Genomic DNA, 15,900 nt, shown 5'->3' with positions numbered 1-15,900 from the left:
CCCCTCACCCCTACCCCTCTGCTGTGAGGGGAGCGGGCGCCATGAGTCAGATGTAAGGAAGGAGTACTAGTGCTCAAGCTGGAGAACTTCGACGCGCTGAAGCTTTCGTTGGCTTCGCCCGAGACGATCATGTCGTGGTCGCACGGCGAGGTCACCAAGCCGGAGACGATCAACTACCGAACGCTCCGCCCGGAGCGCGACGGGTTGTTCTGCGAGCGCATCTTCGGGCCGACGCGCGACTGGGAGTGCCACTGCGGCAAGTACAAGCGCTACCGCTACAAGGGCATCATCTGCGACAAGTGCGGCGTCGAGGTGACCCGCTCCAAGGTGCGCCGCGAGCGCATGGGCCACATCAAGCTCGCCTCGCCGGTGAGCCACGTCTGGTACTTCAAGGGCATCCCGAGCCGCATGGGCCTGCTGCTCGACATGTCCCCGCGCAACCTCGAGAAGATCCTCTACTTTGCCAACTACATCGTCACCGACGTCCACGAGGAGGCCCGCAACGACATGCTGGCCGTCCTCAACATGGACAGGGACGAGCGGGCGATTCGCCTTCGCGCGGACATCGACGCCCATTCCAAGGAGCTTCGCGCCGAGCACGAGGGCAAGACCAAGCAGCTCAAGGCCGAGGTCGACGCCGAGGTCGCGCGTCTGGAGGAAGAGCTCCAGCAGGCCGTGGACGAGCTCACCACCCACGGCAAGAAGGCGACCGAGACCATCAAGGCCGGCGTCGGCACCAAAGCTCGCCGCAACCTGACCGTTGGCGTCGACGATGACGAGGAGGTCGTCGTCGAGAAGGGCGAGACCTTCGTCCGTGAGATGTCTCGTGCCGTCCTCGCCAAGGTGCAGGAGAAGATCGAGAAGCTCGAATCCAACACCAAAGCCGCGCAGAAGCGCGCCAAGGAGCGCCTCGACACCGACCGCAAGGCCCTCGAGGCGCAGATCGAAGCCGCCACCAAGACCCAGCGCGAAGGCATCCAGGGCGAGCTCGAGGCGCTGGAGCAGGAGATCGAGGCGACGCGCACCGATCTCGAAGGCCTGCACCCCAAGCAGATCCTCACCGACACCCAGTTCCGTGACTTCCAGGAGCGCTTTGGCCGGTGCTTCAAGGCCGGCATCGGCGCCGAGGCGGTGCGCGAGCTCCTTTCGCGCATCGAGCTGCAGGCGGAGATGTACCGCCTGCGCGAGGAATCCAAGTCCTCCAGCGGGCAGCGCAAGCAGAAGGCCATCAAGCGACTGAAGGTGGTCGAGGACTTCCGCAAGTCGAACTCCAGCCCGACGTGGATGGTGCTCGAGGTCCTGCCGGTCATCCCACCCGAGCTGCGCCCCATGGTGCAGCTGGACGGCGGCCGGTTCGCCACCTCCGATCTCAACGACCTGTACCGCCGCGTCATCAACCGCAACAACCGCCTCAAGCGGCTGCTCGAGCTCGGCGCGCCCGAGATCATCGTCCGCAACGAGAAGCGGATGCTCCAGGAGGCGGTCGACGCGCTCATCGACAACGGGCGGCGCGGCCGCGCCATCACCGGCACCGGCAACCGCAAGCTCAAGTCGCTCTCCGACATGCTCAAGGGCAAGCAGGGCCGGTTCCGCCAGAACCTGCTCGGCAAGCGCGTGGACTACTCGGGCCGCTCCGTCATCGTGGTCGGCCCGGAGCTGAAGCTCCACGAATGCGGCCTGCCCAAGAAGATGGCGCTGGAGCTCTTCAAACCGTTCGTCATGCGCGAGCTGGTCAACAAGGGCTACACGACCAACATCAAGTCGGCCAAGCGGATGGTAGAGCGCAGCCGGACCGAGGTCTGGGACGTCCTGGACGAGGTCATCCGGGACCATCCGGTGCTGCTCAACCGCGCCCCGACCCTGCACCGCCTGGGCATCCAGGCGTTCATGCCCGTGCTGGTCGAAGGTTCGGCGATCCAGATCCACCCGCTGGTGTGCGCCGCCTTCAACGCCGACTTCGACGGCGACCAGATGGCCGTGCACGTGCCGCTCTTCAGCGGCGCCATCGCCGAGGCCAAGAACCTGATGATGTCGTCGCAGAACATCCTGTCCGCCGCCGACGGCCACCCCGTCGTGGCCCCGACGCAGGACGTCGTCCTGGGCTGCTACTGGCTCACCGCCGCGCGCGGCGACCAGCCGAGCGACCCGTCGAAGCTCCGGCTCTTCAGCTCGCAGAACGAGGTGCTGCTGGCGCTGGAGAGCAAGGTCGTGACGCTGCAAGAGTGGATCCGCGTGCGGATCGGCGACCAGCGTGTGGTCACGACCGCCGGTCGGGTGGTGTTCAACCAGCCGCTGCCGGTCGGCAAGGAGCCGATGGAAGCGTCGATGCAGCCCCTGCCCTTCCAGAACGCGCACTACGACCGCAAGCTGCTGCGCACCCTGGTCGCCGAGCTGTTCCGCCTGTACGGCAGCGACGTGACCGCGATCGTGGTCAACGACATCAAGCGGCTTGGGTTCCGCTACGCCACCAGGGCCGGGATCACCGTCTCCGCGATGGACATCCCACACCCCGAGTCGAAGTGGCAGACGATCCACGCCACCGAGAAGGAGGTCGCCGACGTCGAGCGGATGTACCGCCGCGGCGTCATGACCGACGACGAGCGGTACCGCAAGGTGATCGAGCTGTGGCAGCGCGCCTACGAAGAGGTGGGCAACGCCACCGAGCACGCCTTCGACAAGTTCAGCCCGATCTGGATGATGATGGGCTCGGGCGCCCGCGGCAACATCCAGCAGATCCGCCAGCTGGCGGGCATGCGCGGCCTGATGGCCGACCCCACCGGCCGGATCATCGACCTCCCGATCCAGGCCAACTTCACCGAGGGCCTGACCGTGCTCGAGTACTTCATCTCCACGCACGGCACGCGCAAGGGACTCGCCGACACCGCGCTCCGCACCGCCGACTCCGGCTACCTGACCCGGCGTCTGGTCGATGTCGCCCAGGACGTGATCGTGCGCGAGGAGGACTGCGGCACCACCAACGGTATCTGGGTCCGCGACATCAGTCCCGAGCGGGCCAAGAACGACCCCATCTTCGAGAAGATCGCAGGCCGCGTGGCGGCCGAGGACGTGGCCGTCGGCGACCAGGTCCTGGTGCCCGCCGGCACCGCGATCACCGACGAGTTCGCACGCAAGATCATCGCGGCGGGAGTCCCCGTCAAGATGCGCTCCGTGCTCGTGTGCGAGGCGCGCGAGGGCGTCTGCCGCACGTGCTACGGCCGCAACCTCGCCACTGGCAAGGTGGTGGAGATCGGCGAGGCGGTGGGCGTCATCGCCGCGCAGTCGATCGGCGAGCCGGGCACCCAGCTGACCATGCGCACGTTCCACACCGGCGGCGTCGCCGGCGTGGACATCACCCAGGGTCTGCCCCGCGTGGAGGAGCTGTTCGAAGCTCGCATCCCCAAGGGCAAGGCCATCATCTCCGAGATCGACGGGGAGCTCGAGATCATCCGCCAGGAAGGCTCGCGCAAGGTGCGCGTGACCTCCAAGGAGGAGTTCGAGGTCTCCTACCCGATCGACCCCGCGATGCAGCTCCTGGTCAAGAGCAAGGACGACGTCATGGAAGGTCAGGAGCTGGGCCGCGACGCCAAGAACAACGTCATCCGCACCCGGCACGCCGGCAAGGCGACGGTGTCGGCCAAGGAGATCACCGTGCGGACCCTCGACGAGGAGGTGCGCGAGTACCCGATTCCGCACCAGGTCCGCATCCGCCCGGAGCTCGACCGCCGAGACGGGCAGAAGGTGGTCATCAAGGCGGGGCAGCAGATCACCGAGGGCTCGATCTCTCCGCAGGAGCTGCTCCACATCCTGGGCAAGGAGGCGGTCCAGACCTTCCTGGTCGACGAGGTCCAGAAGGTGTACCGCAGCCAGGGCGTCGACATCAACGACAAGCACATCGAGGTGATCGTCCGGCAGATGATGCGAAAGGTCCGCATCGACTCGGCCGGGGACACCGGCCTGCTGCCGGGGGAGATCATCTCGCAGTGGGAGTACGAGGAGGCCAACGCGCGGGCGCTGGCGGAGGGCGGCGAGCCCGCCACCGCGCAGACCGTGTTGCTCGGCCTGATCAAAGCGGCGCTGAACACCACGTCGTGGCTGTCGGCCGCTTCCTTCCAGGAGACCACCCGCGTGCTCACCGAGGCCGCGATCTCGGGCAAGGTGGACCGCCTGCGCGGTCTGAAGGAGAACGTGATCATCGGCAAGCTGATCCCCGCCGGGACCGGCCTGGACTACTACAAAAAGCAGCGAGAGCAGGCGGCCAAGATCCTCGAGGAGGAGCCCATCGACCTGGAGACGCTCTCGGTCTAAAACCCGGAGGCACGCGGCCCCGGTTTGGTTTACAGTCAGCGCTACGTGCACAGGGGGCGCCCGCCAAGGGTGGCCCCTTTTGCTTATGGGTGTGAACCTGGGATGATGGGCCCGTGATCCCAGGCGCCAGGTGGCTGCGCGCCGTCGCGCCGGCGGCGCTGGCGGTGACGGTCAGCGTCGCGTGCAGCCCCGGCGGGCTCACCCAGGGGCCCCGGCTGGCCGGGGATCAGACGCTTCGCGTGCAGCTCGACGACCAGCCGCTCTCGCTCGACCCGGGGCAGACGCAGTACCCGTACGAGACCGCGATCCTCCGGGCGATCTCCGAACCCCTGCTGAAGCCCACCCCTGACCTGAGCGGTGTCGTGCCGGCCACCGCGCAGAGCTACGACGTGTTGAGCAACGGCACCGTCTACTTGTTCCACCTGCGCACCAACGCCGAGTACTGGGACGGCACGCCCGTGAGGGCGCAGGACTTCGTCTACGCCTGGCGGCGGCTGATCGACCCGCGCCTGGCCGCCCCGAACGAGACGTTCTTCGCCAGCGCGATCCTCAACGGCGACAAGGTCTCCGTCATGGACCCGCAGCGCGACGCCCCGAGCATCGACACCGCGCTCGGGACGCTGGGATTGAAGGCGGTCGACGACCACACGTTCCAGGCGACCCTGTCGCGGCCCGACCCCGCCTTCATCTGGCTGGCGGCGATGCCCGCGGGCGCCCCGATCCGCCAGGACGTCGTGGCCAAGAACGGCGACGGGTGGGCGGCCAGCCCGGAGTCGCTGGTGACCAACGGGCCTTACAGGGTCACCGAGATGGTGCGCAACGACCACATCACGGTGGCGCCCAGCGGTCATTACTGGGGCGCCAGGCCGACCTTGAAACAGATCGAGTTTGTCGTCGTCAACGATGGCGCGGCCGCGCTGACGAAGTATCGGAACGGCGAGCTGGACGAGATCTCCGTGCAGCCGGCGCAGGCGGCCGCCGCCGCCGGCGACTCTAAGCTCAAGCAGGACCTGATCAGGACCCCGGACCTGACCGTCTTCTGGATCGTGTTTCGCGTCAACTCGCCTCTGCTCGGCAACCCGAAGGTCCGGCAGGCGATCGCCCAGGCGATCGACCGAGCGGCATTTGTGGCTCAGATCTTCCAGGGGCAGGGAATGCCGGCCGAGACGTTCATCCCCAAAGGCATGCACGGTTACGCTGCGGGCCTGGGCTCCGCCCAGAAGTTCGACGTGGCGCAGGCTCGCGCATCGCTGGCGGCGTCAGGAGCGTCGCCACAACAGCTGTCCGGGCTGACTTTTGCGTACGACCAGTCATCGGACTTCGGCAAAGCGACCGCGAACTTCGTCCGCGACCAGCTGAAGGCCAACCTCGGCGTCGACCTCACGCTGCAGGGCCTCGACACGAACACGTTGAGCTCGCGCCTGGGGAGTGGGGATTTCCAGATCGCGGGTCCGATGGGCTGGAGCGCCGACTACCCCGACCCGGCGGATTGGTACGACATCTTCCTGACGACGAGCTCGAACAACGTCGCCCTTTATCAGAACCAGCAGTACGACAACTTCGTCAGGGTCGCGCGCACCGACATCCAACCCGCGCGCCGCGACCAGGAGTATCAGGAGGCGCAGCAGATGCTGGTGAGCGATGCGCCCGTGGCCTTCCTCGCCCAGACCGTGAGCTGGAACCTCGTCAGGCCCTACGTGCGCGGCGTCGTCACCTATCCTGGGGAGGACTGGCCGGGAGATTTGTCGCCGGCGTCCGTCTCGATCGCGCCGCATTGAGCGAACAGGCGTTCAGTAAACCGTAACCGACACGACTTGACAGTCCATGGCGGCGAGCAACAGAATTCAGGCAGCCGAAGAGGCTCTGAGTAAGACCTGCTGCCGGCGCACTCTCGCCCCGGACCCCGGGAAGAAGGCCGCAGGATCAGTCTGAGAGGTAAGACGCGTATGCAATTAAGTCGCATCCGGGCCATCGCGCTCGCGAGCGCCGGGCTTTTCGTCGCCGCTGCATGTGGCGGCACCAGCACGACAAGTGTCAACCTTGCGCCACCCGACAAGCAGATCCTGCGCGCCAACGACGGCACCGAGCCGAACAGCTACGACCCGACCCAGCAGACGTACAGCTACGAGGCGGCGGTCGGCCGGCAGGTATTCGAAGCGTTGCTGAAGCCGAAGGCCGACCTCAGCGACGTGCAGCCGGCGGCGGCGGAGAAGTACGACGTTTCGTCAGACGGTTTGACCTACACGTTCCACCTGCGCCCGAACGCCAAGTGGAGCGACGGCAAGCCCGTGACGGCAAGTGACTGGGTCTACGGTTACCAGCACCTGCTCAACCCGGCCCTGGCCGCCGGCTACGTCGACCCGTTCTTCGACGGCACCATCGCCGGTGCCCAGAACTACAGCAACGTTGACGTGGCGAGCGCCAGCGCGATCGACAGCTTCATCTCGGGGCTCGGCCTGTCCGCGCCCGACGCCAACACGTTCGTCATCAAGCTGCAGCACCCGGCCGCCTACTTCAAGTGGGTGGTCACGCTGTGGGTCGCGGTGCCGATCCGCAAGGATGTCGTCGAGCAGGCGGCCGGCGGGTCGTTCGCCTCGACCGACACCACCAAGCCCGAAGTGTGGGCGAACAACGCCTCGACCATCATCGGCAACGGTCCCTTCAAGATCTCGGAGATCGTCTCGAAGGACCACGTGACCATGGTGCCGAACCCCGGTTACTGGGGCGGTGCCGCCAAGCTGCAGCAGCTCATCTACTACTTCATCGGTGACGGCAACACGGCTTACTCCAAGTACCAGACCGGCGCCCTCGACATCATCGGCGTCCCGGTCGCCGACGTGACTGTGGTCCGCGGCGACGCCACGCTGAGCAAGCAGGCGCACCTGTACCCTCAGCTCACCACGTTCTGGATGACCTTCAACACCCACAAGGCGCCGTTCGACAACGCGAAGGTGCGCATGGCGTTCTCCAAGTCGATCGACCGCCAGAAGCTCACCAAGGACGTCGAGCACGACACCGACCAGCCGATCCAGAGCTTCATCCCCAAGGGCATGGCGGGATACGACACGTCCGACAACGCGCAGAGCTTCGACCCGGCAGCGGCGAAGAAGCTGCTGGCCGACGCCGGTGTCAGCGCCTCCACGCTCAACACCTACAAGCTGCTCACCCGCAACACCACCCGCAACAAGACGCTCAACCAGTTCATCGTCGACCAGTGGAACACCAACCTCGGCCTGAACATCCAGCTGGATGTCCTCGACAGCAAGACCGTCACCAGCCGCATCCGCAAGGGCAACTTCGACATTTACGGCCCGGACGGCTGGGGCGCCGACTACCCCGACCAGCAGGACTGGTTCGACATCTTCACGACCGGCTCTTGCCACAGCCTCAACTGGGGATGCCCGACACTGCAGGGCTACGACGACCTGGTCCAGAAGGCGGACACGGAGCTCGACCAGAACCAGCGGAACAAGGACTACCTGACCGCTCAGAAGATGCTGATCGACAACGCCGCGGTAGGGTTCATCTTCCAGGCGTATGAGTACGACCTCGTCGCGCCGTACGTCAGCATCACCCACACCGCATTCGACGACCAGAACCTGCCTGGCAACCAGAACTACCAGTCCGCGTACATAACGGCCCACTAGGAGACCGCTCATTTGGCAGTAATCGAAGGGCGCCCCAACCGGGGCGCCCTTCTCCCGTTTCGCGTTTCAGCGCTGACGGACAGCCGGGCCGGCAGCCTTGCGATCTTTGTCGCCCGCCGGATCCTGTGGATGATCCCGATCGTCTTCTTCGTCATCCTCATCACCTTCGTCCTCATGCACATGGCCCAGGGCAGTCCCTGGGACAAGGCCGGCGGGCGCCAGCTGTCTCAGGTGGTGGTCAACAACCTCAACGCCAAGTACGGCTTGAACAAGCCGCTGAGCACCCAGTTCGGGCTGTACCTCTGGAACGCCGCCCACTTCGATTTCGGGCTGTCCTACCAGTACGAGGGCAAGAGCGTGGGCGCCCTGATCGGCGAGGGCTGGCCGTACACGGCGACGATCGGCGTGCTCGCCTTTCTCGTGATCGTCCCGGTCGGCGTCGGCCTGGGAGTGCTGGCGGCGCTGCGGCAGAACAGCCGCATCGACTACATGACCATGGGCTTTGCCACGGTTGCGGCCTCGTTTCCGAACTTCGTGGTCGGAGCCCTGATGGTGGTGGTGTTCTCGGTCCTGATGGCCAACTGGACCCAGCGCGCCTTCTTCCTTCCCGCGGCGGACTTCGGGCTCGACGACCACCTGATCATGCCGGTGATCACTCTGTCGCTGCTGCCGATCGCCTTCACCGCGCGCCTGACGCGCGCGAGCACGCTTGACACCATCAGGCAGGACTTCATCCGGACCGCCTGGGCGAAGGGCCTGACCGAGCGCCTGGTCGTGATCAAGCACGTGCTCAAGAACTCGTTGATCCCGGTCGTGACCACGTTGGGCCCGACTTTTGCCTTCCTGGTCACCGGCTCGATCATCGTCGAGACGGTGTTCAACATCCCCGGCATCGGTCGCGCCTTCGTGACGGCGGTCGAGTCGCGCGACTACCCGATGATCCTGGGCACCACCGTGCTCTTTTCCGTGGTGATCGCGGTCGCCAACCTGATCGTCGATGTGGCCTACGTGTTCATCGATCCACGGGTGAGGCTCACCTAGATGGCGCTGCCGGCGGCCGCCATCGACCAGGCCGTCGACTGGGAGGTCTCAGAGCAGCAGATCGGACTATGGTCGGACGCCTGGCAGCGATTCCGCCGCAACCGCCTGGCCGTCCTGGGCGCGGGGCTCGTGATCGTACTCATCCTGATTGCCTTCCTGTCCCCGCTGCTGGTGCACCTCGGGGCCATCATCGACCCGCTCAAGCAGGATGTCGCCAACATCGAGGTCGGCCCGGGCCAGGCCGGACACCCGCTGGGATCGGACGAGCTGGGTCGAGACACGCTGAGCCGGCTGATGTTCGGCAGCCGCATCTCGCTTTCGGTCGGGATCCTGGTCCAGGGCATCATCCTGCCGATCGGCCTGGCCATCGGCCTCCTGGCGGGCTACCTCGGCGGCCGGGTGGACAACATCCTGATGCGGTTCACCGACATCTGGTATGCGTTCCCGGACCTCATCTTCGTCCTCGTGCTGGTGTCGGTCTTCGGGCCCAGCCTGCTCTCGATCTTCGGCGCCATCGCCCTGGTCAACTGGGTCGGCCTGGCTCGACTCGTGCGCGGCCAGGTCCTCTCCATCAAAGAGAAGGAGTTCATCGAGGCGGCACGCTCCTCGGGTTCGCCGCCGCTCAAGCTCATCCTCAAGCACCTGCTGCCCAACTCGCTCGGGCCGATCATCGTGACCATCACGTTCGGCATCCCGCAGGCCATCTTCCTCGAGGCGGTGCTGAGCTTCCTCGGCGTCGGCATCCAGCCGCCCACCCCGACGTGGGGCCAGATGGTGTTCGACGGCTACGAGGCCATCTACGCGAACCCGTCGTCGGTCGTCTTCCCCGCCCTCGCGATCGGCTTCACGCTGCTGGCCTTCTCCTTCATCGGAGACGGACTGCGTGACGCTCTCGACCCCCGCATGCGGCGCTAAAGCTAAAGTTTCCCCCAGGTGGCACCAACCCTCCTGCAGGTCGAAGATCTGCACACGCAGTTCTTCACTTCGCGCGGAGTGGTGCGCGCGGTCGACGGGGTCAGCTTCCATGTCGATGCGGGGGAGACCCTCGGTGTGGTGGGAGAGTCGGGCTGCGGCAAGACGATCACCGCGCTGTCCATCCTGCGCCTCGTCCCCGATCCGGGCCGGATCGTCTCCGGCCGCATCCTCTTCCGCGGCCGGGAGGTGACCAACATGAACGAGGAGGAGATCCGAGACTTCCGCGGCAACGACGTCTCGATGATCTTCCAGGATCCTATGACCTCGCTCAACCCCGTGACCAAGATCGGGAGGCAGATCGAGGAGGCGATGACCGCCCACAACCGGTTCACGCCTCAGCTGGCCAAGGCGCGCGTCATCGAGCTACTGACCAGGGTCCGGGTGCCCTCGGCCGAACGGCGGGTCCATGACTACCCGCACCAGTTCTCTGGCGGCATGCGCCAGCGGGCGATGATCGCCATGGGGCTCGCCAACGAACCGTCGCTGCTGATCGCGGACGAACCGACCACGGCGCTCGACGTCACGGTCCAGGCGCAGATCATCCAGCTCATGAAGCAGCTGAATCGCGAGCTCGGCACCGCCATGATGCTGATCACCCACAACATGGCGCTCGTCGCGAGCCTGTGCCAGCGGGTGGTCGTCATGTATGCGGGACGGGTGGTCGAGGAGGGGCCGGTCGAGCAGATCTTCAAGAGCCCCCAGCACCCCTACACCTGGTCTCTGCTCCGCTCGGTGCCGCGAGTCGATGAGGCGCGAAAAGACCGGCTGGTCAGCATCAAGGGCCTGCCTCCCGACCTGTCCAATTCGCCCCCCGGGTGCAAGTTCCACCCGCGATGTCCGTTCGTCATCAGCCGGTGCAAGGCGGAGGAGCCGCCGCTGGGTGAGGTGGCGGTCGGGCAGGTGGCGCGCTGCTGGGTGCTGATGCGCAATGTCAGCGACGAGGCGGTCGAATCCGCCAAGACCTCGGCCATCAGCCGCGACGTAGCCCAGAAGCTGAAGGCGCCCGCAGCCGGTAACGGCAACAACTCCGGTGGCTAGCTTGGGATGCTGACGCCGGCGGCAGGAGTGAAGGCGGTCGCTCGTGCAGGTGGCTGAAGAGGCTCCGCAGACGGCGGTCAAGGCCGACCCGGTCATCCTGCGCGTGCAGGACGTCTACAAGCATTTCCCGATTGCCGGCTTCGGGGGCCTGGCCGTGCGGGCGGTGGACGGCGTCGACCTGGAGATCCGCCGCGGCGAGGCGCTGGGCCTGGTCGGCGAGTCCGGCTGCGGCAAGTCGACGCTTGCGCGCCTGATCACGGCCCTGCTGCCGGTGACCAAGGGCAAGATCATCTTCGAAGGCCAGGAGATCACCGCCATGCGTGGCGCGCGCCTGCGGCGGATGCGGCGAAAGATGCAGATGATCTTTCAGGACCCGTTTGCGTCGCTCGACCCGCGGATGACGGTTGGGGACATCATCGAGGAGCCGCTGGACAACTTCGGCATCGGCTCTGGCAAGCAGCGACAGCGCCGCGTGCAGGAGTTGCTGCGGCTGGTGGGTTTGAATCCGAACTTCACCAACCGGTACCCGCACGAGTTCTCGGGCGGCCAGCGGCAGCGCATCGGCATCGCGCGCGCCCTGGCGGTCAACCCGTCGTTCATCGTTTGCGACGAGGCGGTGTCGGCGCTGGACGTCTCCATCCAGGCGCAGATCATCAACCTGTTGCAGGACCTTCAGCGTGAGTTCAACCTCACGTACCTGTTCATCGCGCACGACCTTGCGGTGGTGCGGCACCTTTCCGACCGGATCGCCGTGATGTACCTGGGCAAGGTGGTCGAGACGGCGGACCGGAGGGACATCTACGAGCACGCGCAGCACCCGTACACGAAGGCGCTGCTGAGCTCGATCCCGGTGCCCGACCCGATCGTCGAGCGGGGGCGGGCGCCGATCACGCTCAAGGGGGAGATCCCCTCGCCCGTGAATCCGCCGTCGGGATGCCGGTTCCACCCGCGGTGCCCGATCGCGCGGGCGCCGGGGATCTGCTCGGAGCGGGACCCGGTGCTGGAGCCGCACGGGGAGGCGGACCAGCTGGCGGCGTGCCACTTCGCGGGGGAGGCGTAGGGGGCGCTCCGAGCCGCGGGCATGGCTTCGGCGGGCCCACCCCTCCTCCCGCCGGCCCCACCCCCAACCGGCGCTCCGGCCCTCACCGTAGGGCGCGCGAGAACCGCCCGCAACCCTGCCGGTTAAGGGTGTTGCGGCGCACCCCCCGAGGCATGAAACGGGTTAATCCGCGGTGCCGGCGATCTCCAGCACCCGGTAGCCCTTCTTCGACTTGAGCCGCCGGACCTCGTAGCCCTCCGCCGCCAGCCAGGTCGCCAGCGAGTCCGACCCGAGATTGCGCTGCACGACCAGGTACGCGCTCGCACCGGGCCGCAAGCGCGGCAACCAGCGCAGCAGCAGCTCGTGCAGCGGACCCTTGCCGACCCGGACCGGCGGGTTGGAGTAGATCGCCGCGAAGCGAACATCGTCCGGCACCTCGCTGGGCAAGCAGGCGGTCACATTGGCCAGCTGCGCGGCATCGGCATTGGACCTCGCGAGCTGCAGCGCGCGTTCGTTGACGTCGATCGCCCAAACCGTGGCCTCCGGCGCCTGGTGGGCGAGGGCGACCGCGATCGGCCCATAGCCGCAGCCGAGGTCGAGAAGATCTCCGCGAGGGGGCGGCGGCGGAGCTTCGCGAAGCAAGGTCAGCGTCCCCGCGTCGACTCCCTTCGAGCCGAACACGCCCCTATCCGCCTGCAGCTCGATCGACAGATCTCCGACCCGCAGGTGAACCGTGCGCGGCTTCGACTCGACCGCCGGCTCAGGATCGAAATAGTGACCTTGCCCGGTGCTCGATGGTGTGGGTTGGGTTTTGGGTATACTCATCGTTTGTCGCCCAATCGGCCGCTGCCGCATGGGATTCGGGTCGGTTTTCGGAGAGTCATTTGCCCACTATCCAGCAATTGGTCCGCAACGGGCGGAAGGCGGCCAGAGCGAAGTCTAAGGCGCCCGCCCTCAAGGGCTCGCCGCAGCGGCGGGGAGTCTGCGTGCGCGTCTACACCCAGACGCCGAAGAAGCCGAACTCCGCCCTCCGCAAGGTCGCTCGCGTCCGGCTGACCACCGGGATCGAGGTCACCGCCTACATCCCGGGCATCGGCCACAACCTGCAGGAGCACTCGGTGGTGCTCATCCGCGGCGGCCGCGTCAAGGACCTGCCCGGCGTCCGCTACCACATCATCCGCGGCACTCTCGACACGGCGGGCACCAAGAACCGCAAGAAGGCGCGAAGCAAGTACGGCGCCAAGCGCGAAAAGAGCAAGGCGGCGGCCTGATGCCTCGTCGAAGCCGTCCAGTCAAACGTGTCATCGCGCCCGATCCGGTGTACCAATCGGAGGCGATCGCCAAGTTCGTCAACGTGGTCATGAGCAGTGGCAAGCGCTCGACCGCCGAGAAGGTCGTCTACGACGCCCTCTCGCGGGCCAGCAAGCAGGCCAAGAAGGAACCGCTCGAAATATTCGACGCCGCGCTGCGCAACGCCACCCCGCTGCTCGAGGTCAAGCCTCGCCGCGTCGGCGGCGCCACCTACCAGGTGCCGGTCGAGATCCGGCCGGAGCGCAGGCTCGCGCTGGCCCGCCGCTGGATCGTGCGCTTCGCCCGGCAGCGTGGCGGCAAGAGCATGTCGGAGAAGTTGGCGTTCGAGATCCTTGACGCGTCCCAGAACACCGGGGGCGCCGTCAAGCGCAAGGAAGAAACCCATCGGATGGCGGAAAGCAACAAGGCTTTCAGTCACTTCCGGTACTAGTAGAGATGAGCGTGGCGCTGAAGATGCAGGATCGTCCGGTTGCGATCGATAGGGTCCGAAACATCGGGATCATGGCCCATATCGACGCGGGCAAGACGACGACGACCGAGCGGATCCTGTTCTATGCGGGCCGCATCCACAAGATGGGGGAGGTCCACGAGGGGGCCGCGACCATGGACTGGATGGTCCAGGAGAAGGAGCGCGGGATCACGATCACGTCGGCCGCGACGACGGCCCACTGGCGCGACCACTCGATCAACATCATAGACACACCCGGGCACGTGGACTTCACGGTCGAAGTCGAGCGGAGCCTGCGGGTGCTGGACGGCGCCGTGGCCGTGTTCGACGCCGTCGCCGGCGTGGAGCCTCAGTCGGAGACCGTGTGGCGCCAGGCTGACCGCTATGGCGTACCGCGGATCGCCTTCATCAACAAGATGGACCGCATCGGCGCGGACTTCTACCGTTCCCTGGAGTCGATTCGCACGCGGTTGGGTGCGCGGGCAGTGCCCGTCCAGCTGCCGATCGGCGCCGAGGACTCGTTCGCCGGATACGTCGACCTGGTGACCAAGCAGGCGGTCGTCTACACCGATGACCTGGGCACCACGAGCACTGAGTCGCTGGAGATCCCGGTGGGTATGGCCGACCTGGTCACCCAGCAGCGGCGCGACCTGGTCGAGGCGGTGGCGGACTTCGACGACGAGGTCATGCGCAAGTACCTCGACGAGCAGGACGTGACCGAGACCGAGATCCGTGCGGCCCTTCGCAAGGGGACCGTCGCCGGCCACCTGGTGCCGGTGCTGTGCGGCGCCGCGCTGCGCAACCGCGGTGTGCAGCCGATCCTCGACGCGGTCGTTGACTACCTGCCGTCGCCGGCGGACGTCCCGGCCGTCGAAGGCACCGACCCCAAGACAGGGGCCCTGCTCCTGCGCGAGCACGACGACGCGGAGCCGTTCGCCGCGCTCGCGTTCAAGATCCAGATGGACCCGCAGGGCGTCGGCAAGCTGACGTTCTTCCGCGTCTACTCCGGCCGGCTGAAGGCCGGATCCGGCGTGCTCAATGCGTCCAACGGGCGCAAGGAGCGCATCGGCCGCATCCTGCGCATGCATGCCATCCGCCGCGAGGACGTCGACGAGGTCTTCACCGGTGATATCGCCGCGGCGGTGGGCCTCAAGTACACCACCACGGGCGACACGCTGGCGGACGAAGCCCACCCGATCCTGCTCGAGTCGATCACCTTCCCCGAGCCCGTGATCTCGGTCGCCATCGAGCCCAAGACCAAGGCCGACCAGGACAAGCTCGGCATCGGGCTGCAGCGGCTGACCGAGGAGGACCCGACCTTCAAGGTGCACACCGACAACGAGACGGGCCAGACCATCATCGCCGGCATGGGCGAGCTGCACCTTGAGATCATCATCGACCGCCTCATGCGCGAGTTCAAGGTCGACGCCAACCAGGGCAAGCCCCAGGTCTCGTACAAGGAAGCGATCAAGAAGCCCGCGCATGGTGTCGGGCGGTTCATCAGGCAGTCGGGCGGCAAGGGCCAGTTCGGCCACGCCGAGGTGGACGTCCGCCCCGGCGAGACCGGCAGCGGCTTCGTCTTCGAAGACAAGATCACGCAGGGACGAATCCCGCGCGAGTTCATTCCCGCGGTGGAGAAAGGCGTCAGGGAGGCACTTCAGACCGGCGTGGTCGCCGGGTACCCGGTGCTCGACATCGTGGTCACCCTGGTGGACGGCTCCTTTCACGCGGTGGACTCGAGCGAGATGGCTTTCCAGGTGGCCGGCTCAATGGCGGTCAAGGACGCGATGCACAGGGCCGGGGCCTACCTGCTGGAGCCGATCATGAAAGTCGACGTCGTGATGCCCGAGGAATACCTCGGCGACGTCATGGGCGACCTCTCGTCCCGCCGTGGCCACATCCTGGGCATGGAGGGACGCGGTACGTCCCAAAACGTCAGAGCCAACGTGCCCCTGGCCGAGATGTTCGGTTACGCTACCGAACTTCGGTCCATGACATCGGGGCGGGCGACCTATTCGATGGAGTTCAGTCATTACGCAGAGATGCCCGGGAATTTGGCGGAGGCCGTGGGCCGCCGCACCACGTCGCGAAGTTAG

The 15,900-nt window shown here is 66.5% G+C and carries 11 protein-coding genes; 10 read left to right on the top strand and 1 reads right to left on the bottom strand.

The window, feature by feature from the left end:
- Positions 1–69: 69 nt before the first annotated feature.
- The 7 genes from rpoC (at position 70) to EPN29_08680 (ending at position 12,066) form a co-directional block, all read left to right on the top strand.
- Entirely contained in the window at positions 70–4,305 is a 4,236-nt protein-coding gene (rpoC, locus tag EPN29_08710; protein TAN32250.1) for a DNA-directed RNA polymerase subunit beta', read from the top strand.
- Between the two features lie 113 nt (positions 4,306–4,418).
- Complete coding sequence (locus tag EPN29_08705) at positions 4,419–6,083, top strand: peptide ABC transporter substrate-binding protein (GenBank protein ID TAN32249.1); 1,665 nt, start codon at positions 4,419–4,421, stop codon at positions 6,081–6,083.
- Positions 6,084–6,251: 168 nt separating this feature from the next.
- Positions 6,252–7,952 carry a peptide ABC transporter substrate-binding protein gene (locus EPN29_08700; GenBank protein ID TAN32248.1) on the top strand — a complete coding sequence of 567 codons (1,701 nt, stop codon included), beginning with the start codon at positions 6,252–6,254 and terminating at the stop codon, positions 7,950–7,952.
- Between the two features lie 129 nt (positions 7,953–8,081).
- Positions 8,082–8,993, top strand: a complete 912-nt coding sequence (locus tag EPN29_08695) for an ABC transporter permease (GenBank protein TAN32478.1) — start codon at positions 8,082–8,084, stop codon at positions 8,991–8,993.
- The gene (locus tag EPN29_08690; GenBank protein TAN32247.1) at positions 8,994–9,908 is read left to right on the top strand and encodes an ABC transporter permease; all 915 of its coding nucleotides are present in this window, start codon (positions 8,994–8,996) and stop codon (positions 9,906–9,908) included.
- Between the two features lie 18 nt (positions 9,909–9,926).
- Complete coding sequence (locus EPN29_08685; protein TAN32246.1) at positions 9,927–11,006, top strand: ABC transporter ATP-binding protein; 1,080 nt, start codon at positions 9,927–9,929, stop codon at positions 11,004–11,006.
- 49 nt (positions 11,007–11,055) lie between these two features.
- Positions 11,056–12,066 (top strand): ABC transporter ATP-binding protein, encoded by a 1,011-nt coding sequence (locus EPN29_08680; protein ID TAN32245.1) that lies wholly within the window; start codon positions 11,056–11,058, stop codon positions 12,064–12,066.
- A 162-nt stretch (positions 12,067–12,228) separates the two neighbouring features.
- Here the strand turns inward: EPN29_08680 and EPN29_08675 are convergent, their stop codons facing one another.
- Positions 12,229–12,870, bottom strand: coding sequence for a methyltransferase domain-containing protein (locus tag EPN29_08675; GenBank protein TAN32244.1), 642 nt, complete (start codon positions 12,868–12,870; stop codon positions 12,229–12,231).
- A gap of 59 nt (positions 12,871–12,929) precedes the next feature.
- On the opposite strand from EPN29_08675, the gene EPN29_08670 reads away from it, so the two are divergent.
- From EPN29_08670 to fusA, 3 genes are read left to right on the top strand one after another with little or no spacing between them, the layout of a single operon-like run.
- Positions 12,930–13,316 (top strand): 30S ribosomal protein S12, encoded by a 387-nt coding sequence (locus EPN29_08670; GenBank protein TAN32243.1) that lies wholly within the window; start codon positions 12,930–12,932, stop codon positions 13,314–13,316.
- On the top strand, positions 13,316–13,786 hold the full coding sequence (locus tag EPN29_08665; GenBank protein ID TAN32242.1) for a 30S ribosomal protein S7: 471 nt from the start codon (positions 13,316–13,318) through the stop codon (positions 13,784–13,786). The genes EPN29_08670 and EPN29_08665 overlap by 1 nt, the downstream gene beginning before the upstream one ends.
- Before the next feature lie 23 nt (positions 13,787–13,809).
- Complete coding sequence (gene fusA / locus EPN29_08660) at positions 13,810–15,900, top strand: elongation factor G (protein ID TAN32477.1); 2,091 nt, start codon at positions 13,810–13,812, stop codon at positions 15,898–15,900.

The organism is bacterium (assembly GCA_004299235.1).
Classification (GTDB): Bacteria; Chloroflexota; Dormibacteria; order Dormibacterales; family Dormibacteraceae; genus SCQL01.
This window is presented reverse-complemented; position numbering and strand designations above follow the sequence as displayed.